The sequence below is a fragment of the Flavilitoribacter nigricans DSM 23189 = NBRC 102662 genome (assembly GCF_002646595.1).
In the GTDB taxonomy this organism is placed as follows: Bacteria; Bacteroidota; Bacteroidia; order Chitinophagales; family Saprospiraceae; genus Flavilitoribacter; species Flavilitoribacter nigricans.
In genome coordinates this window covers 186,831-212,675 of record NZ_PDUD01000029.1, presented here as the reverse complement: position 1 = coordinate 212,675, position 25,845 = coordinate 186,831, and the positions used below count along the sequence as shown (strand labels likewise).

Genomic DNA, 25,845 nt, shown 5'->3' with positions numbered 1-25,845 from the left:
GAGCGAAGAAGATCAGATGGCTGGCACCTGCCCACTACGGTCATTCCTGCTTACTTTCTGACTCCGGCCGGTCTTCGAACAGGATCCGGACCGAAGGCGTATAATCATCTTCGTACTGGCCGGTCCGGACAGCCCAGAGAAAGCTGATCAGGAAACCCAGGGCGATCAATAAGCTCAAAGCGATCAGGACAAAAATGATTTTCACGACAATTGATTTTTGTTATTTGATGGTGTAAAATTAGGGGTGGGATCACCCCCCTCTACTGAGGCCTGTCACCCAAAATGATGATATAAATCATCAGTAGGGGAGGTCGGCTGTCAGTTGCCGCCGCACCCGTCGGCAGCTCAGGTTTGTGTCTTTATTTTAAGGCCCCGGCGCTGAGCGAGCAGGCGGCTGGAGACCACCCCGAAGGTGACAATGGTGATCGAACTCATGGGCATCAGAATGGCCGCGATGACCGGTGACAGCAGTCCCTGCACCGCAAAACTCAAACCGATGATATTATATATGATGGCCAGTACATAGGCGTAGATCACCAGCCGGTTGCTGCCGCGGCTGTATTCCAGAAAATCCGGAATGTCCGCAAAGCGCTCCGCATCGAGGATCGCGTCACTGGCCGGTGTGAAGTTGTTGGTGTTCTCGGCGATGACAAGGCCAACCTCACTTTGCTGGAGTGCACCGGCATCATTCAGTCCGTCTCCGATCATCATCACTTTCTTACCCTGTTGTTGCAGAGACTGGATAAAGGCAAGTTTGTCCTCCGGACTTTGCTTGAAATGCAGGTGATCCTTCGGGAAATAGGTGCTGAGAAAGCGACTTTCCCGGTCATTATCACCGGAAAGCAAATGGAGTTCGTAGCGGGAAGCCAGCCGGTCGATGAGATCGGGAAAACTCGCCCGGTAAAGGTTGTGTATTGTAAAGGCACCCACATACGCTTTGTCGATGCGCAGAAAGACCTGGCCGGTGCGGGCCAAAAGGGGCTCGACGGCCAAAAAGTCCGCCGAACCCAATTGAAATTGATGCTGTTTTATGCATCCGGAAATTCCCTTTCCGGTGATCTCTTCAAAGTTTTCGATCGGAGCTGTTTCCCGTACCGGTCCGGCCCAGGCCGCAATGGCCCGGGAAAGGGGGTGCGTGGATTGTTGGCAAAGTAGCGCCAGTTGTTTTCTTTGGGATGCGTCCAGCGGTGCTCCCCGGTATTCCACACCTAGATTTTGCTGGCTTTCGGTCAGCGTGCCCGTCTTATCGAATACGATGCAACTGATCTCCTGCAGCCGCTCAATGACATTTGTATTCTTCAGGAAGAGGCCGCTGCTGCCCAGGATACGCAGCGCACTGCCCAGTGTGAAGGGTACCGAGAGGGCAATAGCGCAGGGGCAGGCAATGATCAGCACGGCCGTAAACACATTGATCGCCATTCCGGCATCCTGCGGCAGCCAGTAGAGGAGGCTCAACAGGGCTATACTAAGAATGGTCAGAGTAAAATACCGGCCCATTTTATTGGTGGTCAGTACGTGTTGTTTTTCTTTATCCTTGCGGAAGGTTTCCTGGTCCCACAGCCGGGTGAGATAACTCTGGGCGATGGGCCGGTTGATCTGTATCTCGATCTGTTCGCCCGTTTGGCGGCCGCCGGCGTAAAGCTGGTCTCCGATCTGTTTGCGCACCGGAATGGCCTCCCCACTGACAAAGCTGTAGTCCATATTGGCAGAACCACGGATCAGGCGGCCGTCGGCCGGCAGCAGTTCACCGTTGCTGATCAGGATATGATCGCCGACTTCCAGTTCTTTCACCGCTTTAGTGCCGCCCTGCAGCAGGCGAACGGCAATGGGGAAATAGGCCTGATAATCCCGTTCAAACGAAAGCTGGTGGTAGGTTTTCTGCTGAAACCATTTCCCGATGAGCAGGAAGAAGACCAGGCCGGTAAGGCTGTCGAGGTACCCGGCTCCGGATTGCTGGAAGATCTCCCAGGCGCTGCGGATAAACAGGGTCAGAATACCGAGTGTGATGGGGATATCGATGGTGAGGGTCCCGGAGCGCAGGTTGGCTCTGGCCGCCCGGAGATAATCCCGGGCACTGTAAAGCACAACGGGCAATGCCAGTCCCAGATTGATATAGCCGAAGGAGGAACGGAAGTAGGATTCCGACAGGTGGTCCAACCCCAGGTATTCCGGAAAACTCAGCAGCATGCTGTTGCCGAAAGCAAAGCCGGCTACCCCGAGTTGGTAGATCAGGGTCCAGTCCTTTTTGGGTTGATCCCTGCGCCCGAGATCACTCAGGTTGAAATCGGGGGCATAGCCGATACTGGCGAGCAGTTCGGCCAGCTTGCGCAGGCTGATCAGTTCTATATCGAATGTGATATAAGCTTCTTTTCGCAGGAAATTTACCTGGGAATTGTGGATGCCCGGATGCAGCTTGTACAGTTTTTCCAGAAGCCAGATACAGGCCGTACAGTGTATCTGCGGTAAATTGAGGGTGATCTTGCACAGAGAACCTTCCCGGAAATCCAGCAATTGCTCGGCAATCTCCATTTGTTCCAGAGCGGCGTAGCGATCCGCGGTCCAGCCTTCCTGGCGGGCGCTGGAGCGTTCTCTTTGCGCGTAAAAGCTTTCCAGATTGTTCTCACTGAGCAGTTCGTACACCATCTGGCAACCCTGGCAGCAAAAATGTTTATCCTCTACGGTATGATCGTGATCCGTACAGGGCTCTCCGCAGTGATAACACTGCAGATCGGTTTCAAGCATCAATTTCGTCTCAACTAAGGTGTCCATCGAGTTCCTCTTAATTCGAATTGTCTATTATAGAGGCAAAACTAGGGGTGGCCGGCGGCCGGCCGGGTGAGTACGATCAGCCGGAATGATGATTTTTGTCACTACGACGTAGGCAGGCTGTGTTCTAAATTTGTGGCTTCATAACCGATAAACTATGAAACTTTCGTTGTTAGAGAAGTACGACAAACCCACACCGCGCTACACCAGTTACCCCACCGTCCCTTACTGGGATATTGCACCGACGCAGGAAACTTGGCTGGGCGAGGTAAGCCGGAGGATCAGCCAAAACCGGGAGATCAGTTTATACATCCACCTGCCGTTCTGTGAGCAGTTGTGTACCTATTGCGGTTGCAACAAACGAATTACGGTAAATCACGGTGTCGAGATCCCCTACATTGAAAGCCTCCTGCGGGAATGGGAGATCTACGTGGAGCAATTCCCGGAGAGACCTATATTAAAGGAACTGCATCTGGGCGGAGGAACACCTACCTTTTTCAGTCCCGAAAATCTGGATCGCCTGTTGCGGGGGATCTGCCGGGAAGTTGAGATTCCGGAAGATCATGCCTTCGGCTTTGAGGCCCACCCGAATAATACCACGGAAGGTCACCTGCGGGTACTGCGGCAAAACGGATTCAACCGGATCAGTATCGGGGTGCAGGATTTTTCTCCGGTGATCATGACGGCCATCAACCGCCGTCAGGACGAGGCGGATATCTATAACCTGACCCGCCGGGCCCGGGAGATAGGTTATGAATCGATCAATTATGACTTTGTTTACGGACTGCCCTTTCAGCGCCTGCAGCATATCCATTATAATCTGCAGAAGCTCGAAGAACTGATGCCGGACCGCGTAGCCTACTACAGCTACGCCCATGTGCCCTGGAAACAGGCCTGCCAGCGGCGGTTTACCGAGGCCGATATTCCGCAGGGCGTGGATAAAAGAGCTTTATACGAAGTAGCCAGCGAAGGACTGGCTGAGCTGGGATACCGCGGGATCGGCATCGATCACTTCGCACTGCCGAGCGATTCCCTCTGGAAATCGGCGGAATCGGGCACCCTGCACCGGAATTTCATGGGCTATACGCCTTATTCCACCAATGTTCTGATCGGACTGGGAGCTTCGGCCATCAGCGACGGTTGGAATACCTTTGTGCAAAATGCACCGAAAGTAGAAGACTATCAGAATGCCGTGAGCCAGGGGATCATTCCCATCTACCGGGGGCATATGCTGACCGATGACGATATTTATCTGCGGCACCATATCCTCAATCTGATGTGTCGCTTCGGTACCAGTTGGGATAAAACCGAATGGGATCACCATCCGCAATTGTCTACCGCTTTGGGCCGGTTGCGGGCCATGGAGCACGACCACCTGGTGAGCCTGAATGGCAACAGCATTCGCGTATTGCCGAATGGCCTGCCGTTCATCCGCAATATTGCGCAGTGTTTTGATGCCCGATTCTGGCAGAACCGGCCGACCGAAGCGGTCTTCAGTAAAAGCTTGTAGGCAAATCATTAATAGATCAACGCAAGGATGCTCCGCCTCCAGGAGCGCCATGCCAATCCTGGCGGCTCAGTGCCTTTGCGGTGACCATAAAAAAGGTCTATAAGTATAGATCTTACGTATTTCAGTTAGGAAATTAAACCTCAGTAAATTACGGGTTGGTGGGTTGACGAGCCCACTCACCTAAATCAGATCACGCAGTCGGAACCTCACCCTATGGACCTCGCCTTCGCGTTCTATGCGGAGCTTGATCCGTTTGCCTTCTCTTCGCTTCAACCGGTTGATCGCTCCCTGGAGCGTTAGGAAACCGGATGGTACCCCGTTCATGGTTTTGATAATATCTCCCTTTTGCAGACCGGCTTCGGATGCAGGTGTATTGGGCGTGACGGCAAAGATGGTGATATCCTCCAGTTGGGCACCGGATGCGATCAGCGACAAACCGCTTCGATCGTACCGAAAACGTTTATTGACCCTGGAGGTCGGCTCCATGTATACCTTTCCCCGGATGTAATCGACGATCACTTTATAGCGACTGAGTACCTGATTGCCCAGCAGGCCGTTGCGGTCATTGAAATAACTCGAATCCATAGTGGGTAGAAAGTCCTGGTAGTTGGTTATAACCTCCTGCAGGCGGGTATCTCCTATATCTATGGCGGGAGTTCGCCCGACGAATCCCTCGATAAATCCGCCCAATCCCATGCCGATATTGCTGCGGATGAACTGATCGGGCAAATGGAGCAGGCTATCCGTAATGGTATACATCATCAGAGCGACACTGGCGCCGGTATCCATCAGGTATTTCAGGCGGGCGCTGGTATCCCGGGGCAGTTCCGTTTCGGTGAAGATGTAGGGCTTGTTCCGGTGAAATTCCACATCCAGCTCGTCGAACTTGCCTTTGGGTAGTTTAAACTTGGAAGGGTCGTAAAAAGTAATATTCTTTTTGCGATAATCGATCTCCATCACAAATCGCCGCAGCAGATCCGCTCCGATGATGCCGTGGATATCCAGCCCGGCAAATTCGTCAAAATTAAAATAGTCGTCTTCCAGTACCAGTATACTGCGGTTGTTCATGTACATATTGCCCATGGTGAGCACGATCCCGCGTACGAGGTAAGCTCCCAGCTCGGTTTTGAGGTCCGCACCCATGATCACAAAGCGACGCTGGTAATCGATCTGCAAAAGGTCTGTTATTTCCCTTTTGGTAAGAATGGTATGTTCGGCACCGGTATCGATGATGAACTTGAGCGGAAAGATATTATTGAATACGACCCGGACAATGATGAAGCCGTTCTCGTACTCGAAGGGTACTTCCGCTCTCTGGGCGTTTTTACGCAATATCAGATCCTGGACCTGGGCGTTAACGGCCGGTCCGGAAAGCAGAAAACATAATAAAATGAAAAAAAATTTCCTCATGGTCGGGTGCGGTCTTATTGGTAGTGTCTGCGGAATCGATTTCTGGTCGCCGTATGGTTTAGCTGTCGATCAATTTCAGGATTAAAAATTACGAAAATATTCCGCACAGCCTACACATGGATGCAGAAAATCATCTCTCTACCTGTTGCAACAAGTAAAAATAAATTTGGTTATCGGGCCAGATCCGTTCTTCTTAGGTGATTCAATTATTGTAAATATAGAATGTTTGAGAAAATTTTGCCAGGCCAGTTTCCCCAATATTATTCTGCAAACGGTTGCGAAAAAAAATCTTTATAGCTGTTTTTGGAATTATCAAACATATTTAGGACATTTGACCACGCGTTTGTGTTAACACAGTTTTAACGTTTAGATTTTTCCGACCAAATAATATTCGCCAACTAAGTACGCCAATCAAGATTAAAAGTGAGGTCTCTGGAGAATCAGACCAACGTATAACCCTATTCCACTCCACCGATCTCAAGCTTACAAAAGGAAATATCTGGATTAACAACTGTTTTTTTAACCAAACTCAAGAAATGTATGAAACTTAAAGTCGACTATTTTTCGAAATGGTTGCTGTTAGTTTTGGCGATAACTTTCTGCAACTTCGCCATCGCGCAGCGTACCATTACGGGGACAGTGACGGATGCCGAGACCGGCGAGCCTCTCATTGGTGCAAACATTCTGGTTGCCGGCACGTCCTCGGGTACCATCACTGATTTTGATGGTACTTACAATTTAAGTGTGCCTGACGGTGCTACTACACTTGACGTTTCCTATACTGGTTATTCTTCTCAAACTATAGAAATCGGTAGTCAGTCGACTATCGATATTGCCCTTTCTGCAGGTGAGCTACTGGACGAGGTGGTCGTTACCGGTTACGGTACTTCCAAATCGAGGGAGGTAACGGGTTCCATTGTATCCGTTAAAGAAGAAGATTTCAACAAGGGTAATGTCAACGATCCTACTCAGTTATTGCAGGGTAAAGTGGCCGGTTTGGCCATTGCCCGACCCGGTGCCAACCCCAACGGCGGATTCAATATTCGGTTGCGGGGTCTTTCCACGGTAGGTGCCAGCCAGCAGCCGCTGGTGGTAATTGACGGTGTACTCGGTGGTGACCTGAATAGTGTAGACCCGAACGATATTGCTTCCATTGACGTTCTGAAGGACGGTTCTGCGGCGGCTATCTACGGAACACGGGGTGCTTCCGGGGTAATCCTGATCACCACCAAGCGCGGTGAAGCGGGTAGCTCCAAAGTGAACTACTCCGGCCAGTTGAGTCTGGAAAGTGCCGACCGCTTGCCCGACGTTTATCAGGGACAGGAGTATATCGATGCCGGTGGTACCGACCTCGGTGGTAATGTCAACTGGTTTGACGAGCTGCTGCAGACGGGTACGACCCAAACGCACAACCTGTCGCTGAGCGGTGGTACTCCCACCACCAGCTACCGCGTTTCCGCTAACTATCGCGATGTAGAAGGGGTAGCCGTGAATACCGGTTTCAACCGGATCAACGTTCGTGGTAACCTGACGCAAAAGGCGCTGAACAACCGGCTGACCATCAGCATGAACCTCGCTTCTACCTCATCCGATCAGAATCTCGGATTCGACGAAGCTTTCCGCTACGCCACGATCTTCACGCCTACGGCTCCGGTGATCCGGGACGTAAACAATTCTTCTTACGATCAGTGGGGTGGTTACTTCCAGGTAGACGCATTCGATTACTTCAACCCGGTAGCGATCATCGAGCAGAATACCCGGGAACAAAAGGTAAAGAATATCTCTTCCAATATCCGCGGTGATTACAACATCACCAATGATCTGGTAGTAGGTATGTTCTACTCTTATCAAAGAAGTAACCGCGATTTCGGTCAGTACATCAGCAAGTACAGCTTCTGGGGTGGTGGCCTGGGTTCTAACGGTAATGCGATCCGGGAAAACAATGAGAACCAGGATCAGCTGTTCCGTCTGGAAGCCAGATATAACAAGTCGTTTGCCAACAACCTGGATTTCAAAATGCAGCTTGGTTACGAATTCCAGGACTTTGCCTTCCAGGGCTTCCGGGCTCAGGGTGGTGACTTCCTGACGGATGCTTTCACCTACAACAACCTGGGTGCATCTCTGGATTTCGACAATGGTCTGGGTAACGTTAGCTCTTACAAGAATACCAACCGCCTGATCTCTTACTTCGGTCGGATCAACCTGAACTTTGACGATCGTTTCTTCGCTACGGCCAGTTTGCGTCGGGACGGTTCTTCCCGTTTCGGTGCCGACGAAAAGTGGGGGCTTTTCCCCGCAGTGAGCTTAGGGGCTGACCTGGCGAGAATCGGTAACATGTCTTCTTTCGATCAGTTGAAACTGAGAGCCGGTTACGGTGTGACGGGCCAGAACGTAGATGAGTCACTGCTTTCTCTGCAGCGTTTCGGACCTGGTTCCAAGTTCTACTTCAACGGGTCTTACGTACCGAGTTACGGTCCTGTATCCAACGCAAACCCGAACCTGAAATGGGAAACCAAAACGGACGTGAACGTTGGTCTGGATTTCGCATTCGGTGATTACAAATGGACGGGTTCTCTGGAATACTACCGCACCAATACTTCGGACGGTATCTTCCTGTTCCCGGTACCGGTTCCTCCGAACCTGTTCCCGGAAACGAAGCTGAACGTGGGTGAGATCGAGAACAGTGGTCTGGAACTGACCCTGGCCTATAACGGCTCCCTGGGTGCCGGCAAATCTTACAATATTACGCTGACGGGTAGCCGCTGGTTTACGCCGACACTGGTGACCCTGTCTGATCCCGAAACCGGTGTAGGTATCGGTGGTTTCCGTACGGGTGCCAACCTGGGATCACCGGGTCAGAACAACACGCCGCTGGTGCGTCTGGAAGAAGGCGGACCGCTCGGACAGTTCTGGGGACTGGTCGTTGATCCGAACAATCCGGTAAAAGAGAACGGTGAGTGGAACTTCGTGGATGTAGACGGAGACGGAACTCAGGACGACATCGCCGACCGGGCGGTGATCGGTAACGGTTTCCCCAAATATCAGTTGGGTCTGAATACTTCTTTCAACCTGAACAACTGGGATTTCAATATCTTCTTCCGCGGGGTATTCGGACATGATCTGCTAAATACCTTCCGGGCCTTCTACGAAGCACCCGGTGCTATTTCCGGTTACAATGTTCTGAGATCTTCGGCTGACATTCCAACGCTGACCGACCAACCTCAGTTCTCCAGCCGCCACGTGGAAAAAGCGGATTTCCTCCGCCTGGATAACATGACGATCGGTTATACGCTCGGCGCTTTGCCCGACGGTTTCAGCCAGATCAGAATTTACGCCAATGCACAGAACCTGTTCACCCTGACCGGTTATCAGGGAGTTAACCCGGAACCACGCTTCGTTGACGATAGCGCCTTTGGTCCGCTGGCTCCTGGTATCGATCGCCGGAATACTTATTTCTCTTCCAGAACATTCTCTTTTGGCGTTAACCTAAACTTCTAATTTGATTTAAAAAGGATTAAATCATGAAAAGATTCAATTTTTATACCAAGTCGCTTGCCTTTGCGTTCGCTATGATCGTATTCGCGCCGGCTTGCTCTGACCTGGAGGAGGAGTTATTTGACGCAGTGACGGAGGATAACTTCTTTAGAACGGAGGAAGAACTGATCTCCGCTCTGGGTGCAGCTTACACTTCACTTTACGGTATTATGAGTAACGGTGGCTTCGTCTGTATTCAGGAAGTAGCCTCCGATGAGATGGTAGTCCCTACCCGCGGGCCCGACTGGGGTGACGGTGGTGTATGGACCCAGCTCCACGAACATACCTGGGATCCGGAAAACGATAAAGTGATCGGTTCCTGGAACTTCGTCTTCAACGGCGTGAATACCTGTAACCGTCTGATCTTTCAGTTTACGGAACTGGGCAACCCGCTGACCGATCCTTTCATTGGAGAGCTGCAGGGGCTTCGTGCGCTGTACTACCTTTGGGGACTGGATACTTTCGGTAATATCCCCATCGCTACTGATTTTACCGCTACCGAACCGCCGGCTCCCAGTTCTCGTGCCGAAGTATACGCTTTCGTAGAGCAGGAATTGCTGGAAGCTATTCCTTTGGTAACTAAGGACGTAGGTGGTGCCGCTTACGGTCGGGTGAACGAAATGACCCTGCGTACGGCACTGGCCAAACTGTATCTGAATGCAGAAGTATACAGTGGATCTCCCCAGTGGGCCAAAGCAGCCGAACAGTGTGATATCATCATCAACTCCGGCAACTTCTCTCTGGAACCGGACTACTTCACCAACTTCGCTGCGGATAATGAAGGTTCTCAGGAAAATATCTTCGCCATTCCTTACGACGAAGTATTCGCTACCGGTTTCAACCTGGCCATGCAGACCAACCACATCGTAAGTGGTCAGGCTACTTACCAGCTTACCGCTCAGCCCTGGAATGGCTGGTGCGCTGTGGAGGAATTTGTAAATTCCTACGATGCGGATGACCTGCGTAAAGGACAGCCGGGAACCGAAGACGGTCCTTCCCGCGTACGGGGTAATTTCCTGTGGGGTGCCCAATGGGATGCTTCCGGTACGGTACGTCAAATGGATGACAACACGGCTCTGAGTGGAATAGACCCGGATGGTCCTCCGATCACACTGCGTACCGAGATCAATGAATTGAAACCCAATGCCTGGCGCGAAGCCGGTGCACGGGTAGCCAAATATGAGTTCCCGCTGGGAACCCGTCCGGATATGAATAATGACTTTCCGGTTTTCCGCTATGCGGACGTTCTGCTGATGAAAGCAGAAGCGCAGTGGAGACAGGATAACGGTAGTGCCGAAGCTTTGGCGCTGGTCAATCAGGTACGGGATCGTGCCGGTATTGATCCTTTCAATGAACTGACGGCAGAGAATCTGCTGGCAGAGCGTGGCCGTGAAATGTTCTTCGAATTGCACCGTCGTACGGACCAGATCCGTTTCGGTGTATGGGGAGATGCCTGGTGGGCCAAGGAAGCCAAGGATGAATGCTACGAATTGTTCCCGATTCCTGCGGTTCAGATCCAGAGTAACCCAAGATTAGTACAAAACGATTGCTATTAAAATTTAGCTAAGTTATAAGCAGACCCGCACCCCCAGATAGGGTGCGGGTTTTATCTAGTTTTCCCAATAGATCTATACTGCCCGAAGCGCTTTGGGAATCCTGACGGTGACCAGCGCGTCAGTACCCAATCACTTCGCGTCCTGGATAGTTGTACTAAAGCATCCTGAAAGAGAGATATACTGGTAAATATATGGTCAAATAAAATGATCTCTCTACCTTCACTTTAAACCCTCAGCCATATTTCATGTAGTCTGGTAGCTGTATCTTGAAACTGTTAAAAACGCTGACCTGCCAAGTGTGCATTTTACGTCTGTTTCTCTTTATGGGAAAGGTTATTTAGCTGGGATATCTTACCTTTTTCACGCCGGATCAGTCGCAAAATGCAGTCTTGCCGGATGAGCGTTGTTTTTATGACGGTTTCAAAATAAGAAATCAATAGTTCGATGATCGACTGCCTGCACGGGGAATGTTGCCATTTGAACTATCTTGGCCCTCTTGCGAAGGCCGGGCTTTTGGCTTACAGCTTGGTTTTTTGTAGGTTTTGCCTGGCAAAAACGAATAGTTTTGAATTTTAGAACGTACCGACCACTGCTCCTTTTATTGTTGCTGATCGCCTGCCGGGACGAAGCACCTCCGCTTCCGGACGATACGCGTTTTCAGCCCATGCCACCGGAAGTAACCCATATCCATTTTCAAAATGACCTGGAATACACCAACGAGGTCAATGTATATACCTTCCGCAATTTTTACAATGGTGCCGGTGTGGGTATCGGCGATTTTAATCGCGATGGACTGGCGGACCTCTTTTTCAGTGGTAATCAGGTGGATAATAAATTGTACCTGAACCAGGGGGAATTTTCCTTTCTGGACATCACGGAGCAGGCCGGAGTTGCTTCCCAGAATGTCTGGACCACCGGCGTCAGCATTGCCGATATCAACGGAGACGGCTGGCTGGACATTTACATCTGCAAAAGTGGCGATATCAAAGGCGAGAACCGTCACAACGAACTCTTCCTGAATCGGGGGATCTCCGGCGAACAGGACGGAATGAAAACCGTACGTTTCGAAGAGGTATCGAAAGCCTACGGACTGGATGATCTCGGCCTGTCTACCCACGCCGCTTTCTTTGACTATGATCTGGACGGTGACCTGGATTGCTATCTGTTGAATAATTCTTTTCGCAGTATTGGAAATTACGATCTGATCCCGGACCAGCGCAAGGTCCGGGATGAGAGCGGAGGGAATAAACTGCTCCGGAATGACCTGGAGAAAAATGATGCCGGCGAGGTGATCGGCGGCCGCTTCACGGACGTCAGCGAAGAAGCTGGAATTTACGGCAGCGCTATCGGTTTCGGACTGGGAGTAACGATCGGAGACGTAAACCAGGATGGCTGGCCGGACATTTACGTAAGCAATGACTTCTTTGAAAAGGATTACCTCTATCTAAACCAACAGGATGGAACTTTCCGGGAAAGCGTAGACCAGATGCTGAGCGAGATCAGCATGGGTTCCATGGGCGCGGACCTGGCCGATGTCAACAACGACGGAATGCCGGAGATCTTCGTTACGGAAATGTTGCCCCGGGAAGAAGGCCGGCTCAAATCCAAAGCTCAGTTCGAGAACTGGAATAAATATCGCGCCAATATCAAGAACGGGTACCACCAGCAGTTTGCCCGTAATGTGCTGCAAATGAATGCGGGGGGCGGGAAATTCCTGGAAGTGGGTCGCTACGCCGGCGTGGAAGCGACCGACTGGAGTTGGGGCGCACTGATCTTCGATATGGACAACGATGGCTGGAAGGATATTTTTGTGGCGAACGGCATCTTTAAGGACCTGCTGGATCAGGATTTTATCAATTTCTTTTCCGATCCTGCCGAGGTGCGCCGGGTGCTCAACGATCCGGAAGGCGGGATCGTCAAACTGGTAGATCAGATCCCGTCCGAACCGCTGTCCAATTTCGCATTTCACAATGATGGCAATATGTCTTTCACCAATAAGGCGGAAGAGTGGGGATTGGGACAGAAATCCTTCAGCAACGGATCCGCTTACGGTGACCTGGATAATGACGGCGATCTCGACTTGGTAGTCAACAATATCAATATGCCGCCGGTAGTTTACCGGAACAATTCCGAAGGCCATTTTCTGCAACTGGCCCTATCGGATGACAGTTCCGCTAACCGGCATGGCATCGGTGCCAAGATCCAGGTCTTTACCGGTGATCAGGTGCAATATCTGGAAGTATTCCCGGCCCGTGGATTTATGTCTTCCGTGGACCTGAAAGCCCATTTCGGTCTGGGAACCGCCCGGCAGGTAGATTCTGTCCAGGTGACCTGGCCGGACCGAACCGTGGATAAGCTTTTCGCCCTGCCTGCCGATACGCTGATCCAGCTGGCTAAAGGCAGTACTACCGCCGAAGCGGTTGCGCTTGCTTACGGCTTGCCCTCAGTCGCCGGACCCTTATTGGTGCCGGACGTGAGTTTTAATCCGGAATTTAGACACCGGGAACAGGATTACTCCGATTTTGATCGAGAGGCTCTATTGGTGCAGATGCACAGCGGTGAGGGTCCGGCCTGTTGTGTCGGAGACATCAATCGCGACGGATTATCCGATTTTTACGTCGGAGGTGCCAAAGATCAGGCCGGTCAGCTCTTTGTGCAGAATCCGGACGGCACCTTTCGCACGGTGGATGTGCCCGCCTTTATGAACCACCTCAGTTCGGAAGATACGGATTGCCTGTTTTTCGATGCCAACGGAGACGGCGCCGATGATCTTTATGTAGCCAGCGGCAGCAGCGAATTCGGACCCAATAACGCCAATCTGGCCGACCGGCTGTACTTCAACGCCGGTAACGGCGAACTGGAATTCTCCAATCAGATCCTGCCCAGTTTCCGGTTCGAGAATTCCTCGGCGGTCAAAGCTCTGGATTTTGACCAGGATGGTGATCAGGATCTGGTGGTCAGCATTTTCATTCAGCCGTTTGTCTACGGCGTACCCTCCGATATGTACCTGCTGGAAAATGACGGCTCCGGGCAGTTCAAAAATGTCAGCAAAAGCAAAGCCCCGGATTTTGCCCGTTTGGGCATGATCAGTGATGTGGAAGTACTTGATTTCGACGGGGATGGTGACACCGATATCGTGGCCGTAGGGGAGTGGATGGGCGTTCGTCTGTTTGTCAACCAGAACGGCACCTTCACGCCCCACGAAAGCAATGAACTGACGGCGCTGAGCGGTTTGTGGAATACCGTAACGGCGGCCGATCTGGATCAGGACGGACGCACGGACCTGCTGCTGGGCAACCACGGCCGGAATTCCCGGCTGACCGGAGATCCCGAACATCCCTTGCTGATGTACGTCAATGACTTTGATCAGAACGGGAAGCCGGAGCAGGTGATCGCCTACACCCGGGAATCTGGTGAATACCCTTTCGCGCTGCGCAATGATCTTCTGAAACAGTTGCCTTATCTCGGCAAGCAGTATCCCAATTTTGAAAGCTACGCACGGCAACGGATCCAGGATATTTTCAGCCCGGAACAGCTTTCCGGCGGCCTGACCTATAAAGCGGTGGAAATGCGGTCCGGAATACTCTGGAACGAAGGTGGTGGCCGGTTTGATTTTGCCGCCTTACCGCTGGAAGCGCAATTATCACCGATCTACGCCTATTATGTGACCGACCTGAACGGTGACGGCAACCTGGATGTACTGGCCGGGGGCAACCAACATCGCATGAAACCGGAGATCGGGATTAATGCGGGAAGTGTCGGTCTCGTTATGCTGGGGGATGGCAAGCGTGATTTTCGCGCCTTGACCCACCAGGAATCCGGCCTTTATATGGATGGGGAGATCAGAAAAATAGTAGGTTTGCGATCCGGAGGGAAGCGGCAGATCCTCTTTGCGAAAAATCACGATCAACCGGAAATTTTGATGCCAAATCTAACGACTAATGAATAAGGTTAAATACCTGATGTTACTGGCTTTGTTGCCTTTTTTAATAAGTTGCTCGCAGCAGTCCGAGTACGCCCGGGCCGTAGAAGATGAACTGGATAGCGGCGTTCGACACGATACCGTATTGCTCGGATTGTATTTCGGAATGCCCGAGCGGGATTTTTACAATACCTGCTGGAAACTCAATCAACAGGGAGTCATCAAGGAAGGATATTCCAACCGGACGATTTACTACGAGCTTCCGGGACTGCAACACCACGGGTTTCTGGACTTTTTCCCCATTTTTAAAAATGGTAAGATCCAGTCGTTTACCGGGTTTACGATGTATACCGGCTGGGCTCCCTGGAACAAGGAAATGTGGGCCGATAAACTCATCGAAGATACCCGCCGGCTTTTTGAATCCTCCTATCCTGGCAATGAGTTTTTTCCAATCAGATCTCCGGGCCGGGGAAAGGCCTACGTGAAAGTGGATGGCAACCGGAGGATCGTTTTGTACTATACAGAAGACAGCAAAGTGGAGGTCCTGATCTCCGATCTGACCGACCTGGATAATGTGCTGACTTTAAAAGCAGATTGAAATGAGTGATGGCAATATGAGGCAGATGCTTGCCTTTATGATCGTTGGAATAAGTATGCTGATAGGGAGCTGTGGGCAATCGGAAGATACTCCGGTCAGCCAGTTTACAAGACTGTCACCGGAAGAGAGTGGTTTTACTTTCGAGAACCGCCTGACCTTCCGCAACGATTTCAACGTCTATACCTACCGCAATTTTTACAACGGCGGCGGGGTCGGCATCGGCGATGTCAATAATGACGGTTTTGTCGATGTGTATATGACCGCCAACATGGAACCCAATCACCTCTACCTCAACAAGGGGGACCTCACTTTCGAGGATGTAACGGAGCAGGCCGGGGTGGCGGGAAGCCGCAGCTGGTCCACCGGGGTAAGCATGGTAGACATCAACGGCGACGGCTGGCTGGATATTTACGTTTGCAATTCCGGTGACGTCGGCGGAGATAATAAACAGAATGAGCTCTTCATCAACCAAAAGGATGGCTCCTTTCGGGAAGAAGCGGAAAAATACGGCCTGGCCGATCGGGGATATTCTACCCATGCGGCCTTCTTTGATTTTGATAAGGACGGCGATCTGGATGTCTATTTGCTGAACAACTCCTTTCAGCCGATCGGTACTTTCAACCTGCGCAAGAACGAACGGCCCAACCGGCACAAGGAGGGCGGTGATAAGCTCTACCGCAATGACAACGGCCAGTTTACCGACATCAGCGAAGCCGCCGGTATCTACGGCAGCGTTATCGGCTTTGGTTTAGGGGTTACCGTCGGCGACATCAACCTGGATGGCTGGCCGGACCTGTATATCTCCAATGACTTTTTTGAGCGAGATTACATCTATATGAACAACGGGGACGGTACTTTCCGGGAGGATCTGGAGAACCAGATGAAATCCATCAGTGCCGCTTCCATGGGGGCCGATATGGCCGATATCAACAATGACGGCTACCCGGATATCTTCGTGACGGAGATGTTGCCGGAACCCAACAACCGGCTCAAAACCAAAACGACCTTCGAAGACTGGAATAAATACCAATACAATCTGGAGAATGGCTACTACCACCAGTTTACCCGGAATATGCTCCAACTCAATAATGGCGACAGTAGTTTCAGTGAGATCGGCCGCCTGGCCGGCGTGGAAGCCACGGACTGGAGCTGGGGTGCCCTGATCTGTGATTTTGATAACGACGGCTTGCGGGACCTGTTTATCGCGAACGGTATCTACGGTGACCTGACCGATCAGGATTACATCAACTACATTTCCAACGAAGAAGTGTTGAAATCGATCATTACCGAGGGTGGGGTAGATTACAAATCCCTCACGGAGATCATTCCGTCCAATAAGATCCCCAACTACATGTATAAGAACAAAGGGGGACTGGAATTCGATAATGTCACTACCGATTGGGGACTGGATACGCCTTCGCATTCCAACGGTTCCGCTTATGCGGATCTGGATAACGACGGCGATATGGACCTGGTGATCAACAACGTCAACGAGCAGTCCTGGATCTACATCAATCAGAACGATCAAAAACAGCAGGATAATCACTATTTAAAACTCGTTTTAACGGGCAGCGGCCAGAACCAACAGGCGGTCGGCACCCGGATCGAATTATTTGCCGGTGGCGAAAAACTCTACTACGAGCACGTTCCGGTACGTGGGTTCCAGTCGTCCGTTGATCCCCGGCCAAATTTCGGTCTGGGTGATGCAACCATTGTCGACAGTATCCTGATCCACTGGCCTTTCGCTACGGGCGATGATGCTCAGGAACGGATCACAAAACTGACCAATGTAGCCGCTGATCAGATCCTGACGGTCAGCTCGGAAAGCGCTACTGTGGCCCAGCAGCGGATTGCCGGCGCATCGGCGCCAATCCAGTTCAGAGACATCAGCGTATCCTCCGGCGTAGATTATCTGCACCGGGAAAGTCGGTACATCGATTTCGACCGGGATCGCCTGTTATACCACATGTTGTCCGCCGAAGGGCCGGCCATGTGTTCCGGTGATTTGAACGGTGACGGCAGGGCCGATTTCTTTATCGGCGGTGCAAGCGGTCAGACGGGACGGATCTACCTGCAGGGAACTGACGGTCGTTACCGGGCGATCACTCCGGCTGCCTTCGAGGAGGACAAACAAAAAGAGGACATTGAATGCAGCTGCTTCGATGCCGACGGTGATCAGGACCTGGATATTTACATTGCCAGCGGCAGTTCGGAATTTCCCAATAACTCCTCGGAACTGATCGACCGCCTCTACCTCAACCAGGGGAACGGTACTTTCATAAAATCCAATCAGGTGCTGCCTTCCTTTAATTTCGAGAATTCCTCCTGTGTCGTTCCCGCCGATTTCGATGGCGACGGCGATCAGGATCTGTTCGTAGGTACGCGGGCCAAACCCAATCTGGTGGGCGTCCCGGTGGACGGTTATCTCCTGGAAAATGACGGGACCGGTAACTTCAAGGATGTGGCAAAAAGCAGAGCTCCCGCCCTGAAAAAACTCGGTATGATCACCGATGCGGTCTGGTCGGATATCGACGGCGACGATGACCAGGATCTGCTCGTGATCGGCGAATGGATGGGCATCAAGGTCTTTCGGAACGATGGCGGTAATCTGACAGATGCCTCCTCGGCCATGCAGTTGGATAGCACCAATGGTTGGTGGAACAGTATCGAAGCGGCCGACCTGGATGAAGACGGAGATATGGATTTCGTCGTGACCAACCACGGACACAATTCCCGCTTCAGTGCATCCCGGGAAAAACCGGTGACCATGTACCTGAACGATTTCGACCGCAACGGTGCGGTGGATCCGATCATCTGTGTTTATCTGGGTGATAAATCGTATCCGCTGGCCCTGCGGCACGACCTGATCGAACAACTACCGGCTCTGAAAAAGCTGTACGTCAAATACGAATCCTACAAGGAAGCTACCATGGAGGATATTTTCGCTCCCGAATTGCTGGAGCAATCAATGGTATCGGAAGTCTATCGACTCGAAAGCTCCGTGTTGATCAATAACGGAAGTGAGGGTTTTGCGATAAAGTCCTTACCCGTACAGGCGCAATTGTCGCCGATGTACGCCATTGCGGTACAGGATTTCAATGAGGATGGCCATGTAGACATTCTGCTGGGCGGTAACTTCTTTTATTCCAAACCGGAGGTGGGGATCTACGACGCCAGTTTCGGCACCCTTTTGCTGGGGGATGGGAAAGGAGATTTCCGCTACGTTCGCAATCAGGACATCAATCTGAAGATCAAGGAGCAGGTCCGGCAGTTTGCGATCATACCGAATGGCGACCGGAAGGATCTGGTCATTGCCCGAAATAATGCTTCGGTGCTGGTGTATACCTACTGAACCGACCGAAAGATCGGTACGCCGGAGGGTACCGCTCCAAACGTCGAATAATCCAAGATCTTTGAGCACTTTTAAAAACGATAATATTTATACGAACTGCTCGGTTAAGGGGGCTCGATCTGCTCCCGCTCCCTTGCCAAAAAGCCCAGGTACCCGGACCGTGTCCGCTTTTCAACGCTGCGGCCAGTCATTCAATATAGGACGCTTCACAGTAGGGCAATTATTGAACCATTTGCCGGTCATTTCCCTACTCATCCTCACCTGCGCATCCTGCCGTCCGACAAGCTCCGAACCGCTCTTTACCATGCCCGATGCTTCGGCTACCGGGCTCGATTTCGTCAATGAGTTGGTAGAGACGGACAGCTTTAACATCATCCGTTATCTGTATTTCTACAACGGTGCCGGGGTGGGCGCCGGTGATCTCAACCAGGATGGGTTGCCCGATCTGGTATTTAACGCCAACCAGTCGCATCCGCGCATCTACCTGAACACTTCCGAAACCTCCCTCCACTTTGAAGATATTTCTACCGAACTCGGACTCGATACGATCCAGGGCTGGGGTACCGGTGTGGCGTTGGCGGACGTCAATGGCGACGGATTGCTGGACATCTACCTCACCCAGGTCGGCAACTATAAGAACTTCCGGGGGCACAATCGCCTGCTGGTTCACCAGGGGGTGGAAAACGGCCGACCGGTATTTCGGGAGGAGACGGAAGCTTACGGTCTGGCGTTCAGCGGTCTGTCTACCCAGGCCTCCTTTTTTGACTACGATCTGGACGGAGACCTGGATATGTATCTGCTGAACCATTCGAGTCACCGGACCAGTAACTACGGCCGCTCTAACCTGCGCCTGGAGGTGGATTCCATCAACGGCGACCGCCTGTACCGGAATGACCTTGATCGCAGTGGAGAAACGCTTAAGACCGGTTTTACCAATGTTACCCGTGCCGCCGGGATCTACGCCAGTCGCATCGGTTACGGGCTGGGCATTGCCGTTTCCGACCTGGATAATAATGGTTATCCCGATATCTACATCGGGAATGATTTTCACGAAAATGATTACCTGTACTGGAACGAAGGTGGGCGGTTTACGGAAGGGATCACCGATGCCGTTAGTCAGACCAGTCAGTTCTCCATGGGCGTGGATATTGCCGACGTCAATAATGATGGCTACACGGATATCTTCACGCTGGACATGATGCCCGAAGAGGAAAATATCCGGAAACGATCGGTGGGTTACGATCCTTACAACATTTTCCTGTTCAAGAAGAGCTACGGTTATCACGATCAGTTCCCGCACAATCACTTGCAGATCAATAATGCACAGGGCCGGCCGACGTTTTCCGAACTGGCGGCTTTTGCCGGAATTGAGTCCACCGACTGGAGCTGGTCCTGTCTCTGGCAGGATTACGATAATGACGGCGACAAAGACCTGTTTGTAAGCAACGGCATCGTTCGTCGCCCGAATGATCTGGATTATTTGAACTACATCGCCAACCCCCTGGTACAGGAAGGAGCGTCGGATCTGGACCTGGCCGCCAGGATGCCTTCCGGGAAGGTACCCAACTATTTTTTCCTCAATGATTCAGAGCTGCAGTTCTCCAAAGTGGAAGGCTTGAGCCCACCCAGTATTTCCAGCGGCGCCACCTACGCTGATCTGGACCTGGACGGAGATCTGGATATCGTCGTCAGTAATATAAACGAACAAGTGTTCGTATACGAGAACCAGGCGAACCGGCAGCCCAATAATCACTATATCCGGCTGAAACTGGTAGGAGAGGGGGGCAACCCTTTTGGTATTGGCGCCAGCGTATTGATCCGGACTGCTGACCGGACGATCAGCCTGGAAAATTTTCCCCAGAGAGGATTTATGTCCAGCGTAGAACCACTGCTGCAGACAGGGCTCGGCGGGGAATCGGTGATCGAGTCCCTGACCGTACGCTGGCCTTCTGGAAAAACGCAAACCCTGCGCCAGGTGCCGGCAGGACAAACCCTGGAGATCCGGGAAGCGGAAGCGGAAGCTGGCCAGGCCGGAGGACAGGCGGCAACAAAACCTATTTTTTCTCCCCTTAACGCTATCGTGGATGCGGTGCATAAGGAAAACACCTTCAACGATATTGAGCGGGAGAAACTCCAGCCGCAACTTTATTCACGCGAAGGCCCGGCGCTGGCCGTGGGCGATATCGATTCCGACGGACAGCCCGATCTGTATATCGGTGGAGCAAGGGGACAATCGCCGCGGCTGTATCGGCAGGAGAACGGAACTTTCCGGGAAATGCAGCCCGGATTCTGGGAACAGGAAAGTGCCTACGAAGACACCGATGCCGTATTTTTTGATGTGGATCAGGATGGCGATCAGGACCTTTATGTCGGCAGCGGCGGTAATGAACACGCCAGCGAACACGCGGCCCTGATCGACCGCATTTATCTGAACGACGGTTCCGGCCATTTTACGAAAAAAGCCGTCAGTGGACTGAATATTCGTTTTGAGAACACTTCCTGTGTGCGGGTTTCGGATTACGATCAGGACGGCGATCCGGACCTGTTTGTAGGGAGCCGGGTCGATAAGATCAGCTATGCGGCCATTCCGCCGTCCTATATTCTGGAAAATAACGGTAATGGCAACTTCAGCCAGCGATCGACCCCACTGGGTATGGTGACCGATGCCGCCTGGGGTGATATAGACGGTGACGGTGACGACGATCTGGTCGTCGTGGGAGACTGGATGCCGGTGACCCTGCTCATCAACAACGGCGATGGCTTCGCCCGGGAAGAACTGCCCGACAGCGAGGGCTGGTGGCGCACGGTAAAACTCTCCGATCTCGACCGGGACGGGCATCTCGATCTCATTGCCGGTAATTTCGGGACCAATACAGATATCCATCCCACTGCCCAGGCACCCCTGCAACTACGGGTCGGCGAGCAATACCGAAAGGTCTATATGACCTACGGTAACGGTAATGCGGTACCGAGCGCGAACGAGTTGGTGAAACAGATCCCGGAATTTAAAAAGGATTTTTCTACTTACGAGGATTACGCGCAACTGAACGCGGATGATATCTTCGGCGATACCCGCTTTGAGACCCGGAAAGTGACCACCTTTGAAACCGCAGTTTACTTTAACAATGGCAGTGGAACTTTTGTCCGGCAGTCGCTTCCCCGTTCCGCTCAGATCTCCAGTACCAATACCATTCTGGTGGAAGACGTCAATGGGGATGGTCGGAAAGACCTGATCCTGGCCGGTAACGAACTGCATCTCAATACCCGGCTCGGTAAAAAGGATGCCTCTATCGGAATGGTATTACTACAGAAAGCGGATCGGAGCTTTGAGGCGGTCCATCCCGCCCGGGCCGGACTGGACCTGAAGGGTATGATCCGCAAAGCGGCGAAGCTGGAGGTCGGGGGCAATACGGTCTTTACCTTCGCTCCGAATGACGGAGCTATCCAGTGCTATAAACTGACGGAGTAGCGGTTCAGGGTCGTTGCTACGGCAGACTGATTTTAACGGCGATCGATTGTCGGGATTTTTACCAAAGCGGCACTACCGGCCTGCTAGCCGGAGAAATCGACAGTCGGCAGACCGAAAATTGTTATTTTGTTTCCATCTCTGATTGGCGTGATCGGTTCGCGTTATACAAAGATCACCCTTAAAAGCAGCTGAAATGCTACCAAATACTGCGGTAATTTCCCGATGCGACCAATCCGGCCGGCGCTTACTCCTAGGTCTGCTCCTCTGGTTTTGCGGTCTACTCCCCCTCGCCGGACAAGTAGTGCCGGACACGCTGACCATCGGAACGGAAGAAATGGCGAACGGTAGCAAAACCGCAGTGTTGCGAGGCCGGATAACCAATCCGGGCAGCGGCGAAAAGCTGTTGGGCGCCACCGTTTATTCCCGTACCCTGGAACTGGGCACCGTCACCAACGACAGCGGACGTTATGCGCTGATCCTGCCGGTGGGGCTGCACGAAGTGGTTTTCCGGAGTGTCGGGATGGAGGAAAAGGTCAAAGTCATCTACCTGTATACGGACGGAGTTCTGGATATTGGCCTGGAAGACCGCTCTTTCAGTCTGGAAGAGATCGTAATCAAAGCCCAACCCAGCAATCAGAATGTAGTGGACGTAAGATCGGGCGTCGTGTCGCTCACCGCCGAAGATGTCCGCGAACTACCGACCCTGTTGGGCGAACTGGATGTACTGAAAAACCTCGTAAGTTTACCCGGTGTCAGCACGATCGGGGAAGGCGCCGGAGGTATCAACGTGCGGGGCGGAAAGGTCGATCAGAACCTGGTGCTGTTTGGCAACGCCCAGCTTTTCAATACTTCGCATGCGCTGGGCCTGTTCTCGGTCTTCAATCCCGATGTTATCGAGAACTTTACCCTGTACAAAGGCAGTGTACCCGCGCAGTACGGCGGCCGGACGTCCTCCGTGCTCGATGTGGATATCAAACGCGGTGATTTTGACCAATTTAAGATCAAGATGGGCATTGGTGCCGTTACCAGCCGTGCATTGGTGGAAGGACCGATCGCGAAAGGAAAAACCTCCTACCTCATCGGCGGCCGGGCTTCTTACGCCGGCTGGATCCTGAAATCCCTCAAACAACCGGACATCCGGAATAGTAAAGCTAACTTTTACGATCTCACCGGAAAGATCAGTCATCGCTTCAGTCCGAATAATACGCTGAGCTTTTCCTATTACAGCAGTTACGATTTCTTTCAGTACTCCCGGCAATTTGGCTACCAGTGGCGGACAATGGCTACTACCCTGGAATGGAGCGCCATCTTGAATGAGCATTTTTCTTCCCGTTCGACGGCAACGCTGGGCGATTATAAAAGTCTGCTCTTTGAACCCTTCGGCGTAACGGCTTTCGAGTACCAGAACGGCCAGCAATACCTGCAACTCAAACAGAACTTCATCTGGAATGCCGGGGAAAAGCACTTGTTCAACTTTGGGGCGGAAGGGGTTCGTTACAAAAACCTGCCCGATCGACTCGATCCGAGGGGGGAGCGTTCGAACGTACTCAGCGAAACCATTAGCCGGGAGATCGGTCAGGAACTGGCATTCTACATCAATGATGATTTCGAGATCTCTCCCAAACTGGCGCTTTCGGCCGGATTGCGATTTTCCATGTTCCAGTCGCTCGGTCCCGATCGGGTTTTCCGCTACCGGGAGGGAGCCCCTCTTACCGAGCTGAACATCGTGGATACTGTTTCCTACCAACGGGGAGAGGTGATCCGCCGCTATTCCGGTTGGGAACCCCGCTTTTCGCTCCGTTACCGCCTGGGAGAAAATTCCTCCCTCAAATTGAGCTACAACCGGATGCGACAGTATATTCACCTCATTTCCAATACTACCGCCAGCACCCCGGTGGATGTCTGGCAGTTGAGTACGGACTATATTCCCCCTCAGATCTCCGATAATTATTCACTTGGGTTTTTCCGTAATTTCAAAGACAACACCATTGAGACTTCTATGGAAGTTTTTTACCGGGACATCCAAAACCTGGTCGACTACAAGGATTTTGCCCGTTTACTCCTGAACGAACACCTGGAAACTGATCTGATCTCGGGTACCGGCAAGGCCTACGGTTTTGAGGTCCTGGCGAAACGCAATGAGGGGCGGCTCACCGGCTGGGTATCCTATACCCATTCGCGCTCTCTGTTACAGGCTAAAGGACCAACCAAGGAATCGACCATCAACAACGGAGCGTGGTATCCCTCCAGCTTTGACAAACCCCACGACTTTACGCTTTCTGCCAAGTACGAACTGTCCTACGATTTTTTCTGGGGTGTCAACTTTACTTACAGTACCGGCCGCCCCATTACCGCGATCATTTCGAGTTACGAACAAAACAACGTCATTATCCCCCATTATTCGGAACGCAATGCCTACCGGATCCCGGATTATTACCGACTGGATATGTCGCTAACCATCAACGGGAAAAGGTTGGTCAGCCGTCGTTACCGCGAAAGCTTTACGATCTCCGTCTACAATTTGCTGGCCCGGAAAAATGCCTTCTCCGTTTATTACCAGCAATTCGGGAACAAATTCTTTCCCAGTCCAACTAAATTATCCGTGCTGGGCACCCTGATCCCGGCTATTTCCTACACCTTTAGTTATTAAGAACATGAAGCAGCGCCTGCACTTACCGATAATGATGTTCCTGTATTTGGCGGTTATGCTGACCGGCTGTATCGAGGTGATCGATTTCGACACGGAAAGATCGGGTGGCCAGTTGGTCGTGGACGGAAGTGTCGTGAACGGCCCGGGACCTTTTCAGCTTTATCTGGGCCGGACCGCAAATTCCCAGCGGAAAACGATACCGCTGGAAGGGGCGACCGTCCGCATTTTTGACAACGAAGGAAATTCTGCTACCTACGTGGATATGAGCGAAGGCCAATACCGGATCCCGGAGCAGACGTTCAGCGTGGAGATCGGCCGCACTTATTACCTGCATATCGAGTTGGATAACGGCGAAGAATACGAATCGGAACGGGAAGTTACTCCCGGTATTTACGCCCGTCTCGATAGTCTGAATTTCGATTTTGGCGAGATACGGGAAGTTAATGAATACGGCAACAGTATCATTGTACCAACGGTAAACGCTTATGTAGATCTGAGCCTGGAACAGACTACTCCAGACGTTTTTTATCGCTTTGACGTAGATGAGGTGTATCGGCTTTCACCCACGGATTTTCCGGATCCCTTTGGCGTTATTCCGCCTCCCTGTTTCGTTTATACCCGTCCGGATCTGAGTTCGTTCACCCTCCTGAATGTTGATGCCAATCAGCCCAGAACGGTCTCCCGTCTGCAGGTCGCTTCCGCCCGATTGGATAATCGTTTCGACGAAAGACATTATTTTAATGTTTATTTGCGGAGTCTGACCGAAGGTGCTTATACCTTTTGGAGTCAGGTTGGTCAAACGCTGTCGGCAGTTGGCACCATATTCGATACGCCACCGGCACCCGTTCGGGGAAACATCTACAATGTGAATGACCCCGGAGAAGAGGTGTTGGGGTATTTCAGTGCCATGTCCAGCGATACAATCAGGGCATTCTTATTGCCGGAGAATACTCCTTTTTTACCTTACTACCAATGTGAGTATAGTCCGGCGAAACGGGATTATCCGCCGCGTTGCCTCAATTGTCTCTCGGTACCGGGATCGAGTTACCAAAAGCCGGATTATTTTTGACCTTATTTG

Annotated in this window: 12 protein-coding genes; 9 read left to right on the top strand and 3 right to left on the bottom strand. The window is 51.9% G+C overall.

Annotated elements, in window-relative coordinates; all coding sequences use genetic code 11:
• Window positions 1-40: 40 nt before the first annotated feature.
• Together ccoS and CRP01_RS25195 are read right to left on the bottom strand one after the other, a co-directional pair.
• Complete coding sequence (gene ccoS / locus CRP01_RS25200; protein WP_099152880.1) at window positions 41-205, bottom strand: cbb3-type cytochrome oxidase assembly protein CcoS; 165 nt, start codon at window positions 203-205, stop codon at window positions 41-43.
• Window positions 206-345: 140 nt separating this feature from the next.
• Window positions 346-2,769, bottom strand: coding sequence for a heavy metal translocating P-type ATPase (locus CRP01_RS25195; protein WP_222845809.1), 2,424 nt, complete (start codon window positions 2,767-2,769; stop codon window positions 346-348).
• Between the two features lie 154 nt (window positions 2,770-2,923).
• Here CRP01_RS25195 and hemN point away from each other — a divergent pair, with 154 nt between their 5' ends.
• Complete coding sequence (hemN, locus tag CRP01_RS25190) at window positions 2,924-4,276, top strand: oxygen-independent coproporphyrinogen III oxidase (RefSeq protein ID WP_099152878.1); 1,353 nt, start codon at window positions 2,924-2,926, stop codon at window positions 4,274-4,276.
• A 180-nt stretch (window positions 4,277-4,456) separates the two neighbouring features.
• Here hemN and CRP01_RS25185 read toward each other — a convergent pair whose 3' ends face one another.
• The gene (locus tag CRP01_RS25185; protein ID WP_099152877.1) at window positions 4,457-5,686 is read right to left on the bottom strand and encodes an aspartyl protease family protein; all 1,230 of its coding nucleotides are present in this window, start codon (window positions 5,684-5,686) and stop codon (window positions 4,457-4,459) included.
• A gap of 540 nt (window positions 5,687-6,226) precedes the next feature.
• Between CRP01_RS25185 and CRP01_RS25180 the strand changes: the two genes are divergently transcribed.
• From CRP01_RS25180 to CRP01_RS25145, 8 genes are all read left to right on the top strand, one after another.
• Entirely contained in the window at window positions 6,227-9,184 is a 2,958-nt protein-coding gene (locus CRP01_RS25180; protein ID WP_099152876.1) for a SusC/RagA family TonB-linked outer membrane protein, read from the top strand.
• A 23-nt stretch (window positions 9,185-9,207) separates the two neighbouring features.
• Window positions 9,208-10,776 carry a RagB/SusD family nutrient uptake outer membrane protein gene (locus CRP01_RS25175; RefSeq protein ID WP_222845808.1) on the top strand — a complete coding sequence of 523 codons (1,569 nt, stop codon included), beginning with the start codon at window positions 9,208-9,210 and terminating at the stop codon, window positions 10,774-10,776.
• Window positions 10,777-11,341: 565 nt separating this feature from the next.
• Window positions 11,342-14,725 carry a VCBS repeat-containing protein gene (locus CRP01_RS25170; protein WP_233752753.1) on the top strand — a complete coding sequence of 1,128 codons (3,384 nt, stop codon included), beginning with the start codon at window positions 11,342-11,344 and terminating at the stop codon, window positions 14,723-14,725.
• Window positions 14,718-15,296 (top strand): hypothetical protein, encoded by a 579-nt coding sequence (locus tag CRP01_RS25165; protein WP_099152875.1) that lies wholly within the window; start codon window positions 14,718-14,720, stop codon window positions 15,294-15,296. The genes CRP01_RS25170 and CRP01_RS25165 overlap by 8 nt, the downstream gene beginning before the upstream one ends.
• A gap of 1 nt (window position 15,297) precedes the next feature.
• A complete protein-coding gene (locus tag CRP01_RS25160) occupies window positions 15,298-18,648 on the top strand; it encodes a VCBS repeat-containing protein (RefSeq protein ID WP_233752752.1) in 3,351 nt (1,116 codons plus the stop codon).
• A gap of 61 nt (window positions 18,649-18,709) precedes the next feature.
• Window positions 18,710-22,117 (top strand): VCBS repeat-containing protein, encoded by a 3,408-nt coding sequence (locus CRP01_RS25155; protein ID WP_170110534.1) that lies wholly within the window; start codon window positions 18,710-18,712, stop codon window positions 22,115-22,117.
• 193 nt (window positions 22,118-22,310) lie between these two features.
• Entirely contained in the window at window positions 22,311-24,767 is a 2,457-nt protein-coding gene (locus tag CRP01_RS25150) for a TonB-dependent receptor (protein WP_099152873.1), read from the top strand.
• Between the two features lie 4 nt (window positions 24,768-24,771).
• The gene (locus CRP01_RS25145; RefSeq protein WP_099152872.1) at window positions 24,772-25,836 is read left to right on the top strand and encodes a DUF4249 domain-containing protein; all 1,065 of its coding nucleotides are present in this window, start codon (window positions 24,772-24,774) and stop codon (window positions 25,834-25,836) included.
• Window positions 25,837-25,845 lie beyond the last annotated feature (9 nt).

Excerpts from the sequence above, each read along its gene's own strand:
- CRP01_RS25165 (WP_099152875.1), top strand. The coding sequence starts at position 14,718 with ATGAATAAGGTTAAATACCTGATGTTACTGGCTTTGTTGCCTTTTTTA.
- CRP01_RS25185 (WP_099152877.1), bottom strand. The coding sequence starts at position 5,686 with ATGAGGAAATTTTTTTTCATTTTATTATGTTTTCTGCTTTCCGGACCG.
- CRP01_RS25195 (WP_222845809.1), bottom strand. The coding sequence starts at position 2,769 with ATGGACACCTTAGTTGAGACGAAATTGATGCTTGAAACCGATCTGCAG.
- CRP01_RS25150 (WP_099152873.1), top strand. The coding sequence starts at position 22,311 with ATGCTACCAAATACTGCGGTAATTTCCCGATGCGACCAATCCGGCCGG.
- CRP01_RS25175 (WP_222845808.1), top strand. The coding sequence starts at position 9,208 with ATGAAAAGATTCAATTTTTATACCAAGTCGCTTGCCTTTGCGTTCGCT.
- hemN (WP_099152878.1), top strand. The coding sequence starts at position 2,924 with ATGAAACTTTCGTTGTTAGAGAAGTACGACAAACCCACACCGCGCTAC.
- CRP01_RS25180 (WP_099152876.1), top strand. The coding sequence starts at position 6,227 with ATGAAACTTAAAGTCGACTATTTTTCGAAATGGTTGCTGTTAGTTTTG.
- CRP01_RS25145 (WP_099152872.1), top strand. The coding sequence starts at position 24,772 with ATGAAGCAGCGCCTGCACTTACCGATAATGATGTTCCTGTATTTGGCG.
- CRP01_RS25160 (WP_233752752.1), top strand. The coding sequence starts at position 15,298 with ATGAGTGATGGCAATATGAGGCAGATGCTTGCCTTTATGATCGTTGGA.